Annotated in this window: 2 protein-coding genes; both read left to right on the forward strand. The window is 49.9% G+C overall.

Features of this window, described 5'->3' with window-relative positions:
- Positions 1-96 precede the first annotated feature (96 nt).
- A complete protein-coding gene (locus EI28_RS12795; protein ID WP_011844389.1) occupies positions 97-348 on the forward strand; it encodes a hypothetical protein in 252 nt (83 codons plus the stop codon).
- Between the two features lie 29 nt (positions 349-377).
- Positions 378-563 carry a hypothetical protein gene (locus EI28_RS12800; protein WP_048113391.1) on the forward strand — a complete coding sequence of 62 codons (186 nt, stop codon included), beginning with the start codon at positions 378-380 and terminating at the stop codon, positions 561-563.
- The last annotated feature ends 166 nt before the right edge of the window (positions 564-729 follow it).

A 729-nucleotide genomic window follows, 5' to 3' on the forward strand; every position in this document is an offset into this window, starting at 1 on the left:
TGATTTGTATACTCTTCTTAAGATTCTACGATCGCAAATGGGTAGGTATAAATATTGATCTGGACAAAAAGCACTTGCTCACGAGGGAATCAGTCGATGTCGACAAAAGATCGTATCAAAGAGAAATATAGCGACACCCAGCGGAAGATCCTGTACCATCTCAAAACCGGGCTGCGAGCCGGCAAGTCTTACTTTAAATCCAAGTACATCGCAACCGATCTTGGCCTTTCCGCAAAAGAGGTCGGCATCAACCTTGCCATCCTCTCCGAGATCTGCGATGAGCTGGATATCAGGCGCTGGAGTTATTCCAACAGTACGACGTGGCGCGTCACCTCCCGTGCATCATAATTTTATCCTGGAACGCTCTATTTTACGGCATGAAGATCATTGAGTTCGAAGCACCCGTTGAGTTTGTGGCCAATATCAATGACCACAAGGATTGTCTCATGTCGCAGGACAAGAACTACGAAAACCCGGAGGTGCTCTGGTTCAACATCGATGTCCCCAAGGGGCACGGCGTGCAGGCCGGAGACCGGGTCAGGGTGACCGTCGAAAAGATCTGAGACACCATAACTACAACCGCATCGCCGGACATGCTCCGGGTTTCATCCGAGAGGGGTAAAGAAGTATTCAGGGAGCGTCTCCAGGGTGATGCGGTACGAATCCACTTCATCCACGCTGACGATGAGGTAAAAGTCCTTTCCTCCCCTCTCGACGTTTTTGACGATG

The sequence above is a fragment of the Methanoculleus sp. MH98A genome (genome assembly GCF_000691865.1).
Taxonomy (GTDB): Archaea; Halobacteriota; Methanomicrobia; order Methanomicrobiales; family Methanoculleaceae; genus Methanoculleus.

What these genes read in the sequence shown, in the direction of transcription:
- EI28_RS12795 (WP_011844389.1), top strand. Translation starts at nt 97, where the DNA reads ATGTCGACAAAAGATCGTATCAAAGAGAAATATAGCGACACCCAGCGG.
- EI28_RS12800 (WP_048113391.1), top strand. Translation starts at nt 378, where the DNA reads ATGAAGATCATTGAGTTCGAAGCACCCGTTGAGTTTGTGGCCAATATC.